Source organism: Roseburia sp. AF42-8, from assembly GCF_003435965.1.
Taxonomy (GTDB): Bacteria; Bacillota; Clostridia; order Lachnospirales; family Lachnospiraceae; genus Roseburia_C; species Roseburia_C amylophila.
Genome location: NZ_QTVB01000140.1, coordinates 1 through 794, shown reverse-complemented (window position 1 = coordinate 794; position 794 = coordinate 1). Strand labels below are relative to the sequence as shown.

Here is a 794-nt window from a genome sequence, read left to right as displayed (position 1 = left end):
ATTCTTGTTAGTTCATTTATGGCACTAATAGAATTTACAATTATGGCACTAATAGAATTTACAATTATTTTCTTTAATATCACAATTGTTGAAAAAACAAACAATACCGAAATCATTAAAAGGAGGTTGCTTATGATAACAATTGAAAATCTATGCAAAGCATATAATGATAAAATTTTGTTCAAAAATTTTCATTTGGAAATTCCAGATAGCCGTTTTTTGGTAATTAGTGGCGAAAGTGGATGCGGAAAAAGTACTTTACTTAATATGATTGGAGGTATTGAAACTCCTGACAAAGGTTCTATTATTGTGAATGGTTTTGATGTGGCAAAAAAAGGAAAAAAGCAGAAATATTTCAAAGAAGTTGTTGGATTTTTATTTCAAAATTTTGCCCTTTTGGAAAACAAAACAGTAAAAGAAAATCTAGAAATAATAAAAAAATCAGGTAGAACGGATATTTCAATAAATGAAGCTCTTGAAAAAGTTGGTTTACAGAAAGTAATTAACAAAAAAGTCTATCAATTATCTGGTGGCGAACAGCAGAGAGTTGCGTTAGCTCGTTTAATGCTAAAGAAATGTTCGATTGTATTAGCAGACGAACCAACTGGTTCCTTAGACAAAAAAAATAGTGAGATTGTTATGAATATATTGCATGAGTTAAGTGAACAGGGAAAAACAGTTATTGTTGTAACTCATAGTGAAGAAATTGTAGCACAAGAAAAGCATGTTCTATATTTATAATTACCCATAATAGAAGAATATGTTCTTTCGGGAGACACCTCCTCTAAGAACAT

Annotated in this window: 1 protein-coding gene; it reads left to right on the top strand. The window is 29.6% G+C overall.

Annotation, left to right across the window (positions count from 1 at the left end; genetic code table 11):
• The coding region (locus tag DW059_RS15690; protein WP_330408468.1) for an ATP-binding cassette domain-containing protein at positions 1-741 on the top strand (741 nt) is incomplete at its 5' end.
• Positions 742-794 lie beyond the last annotated feature (53 nt).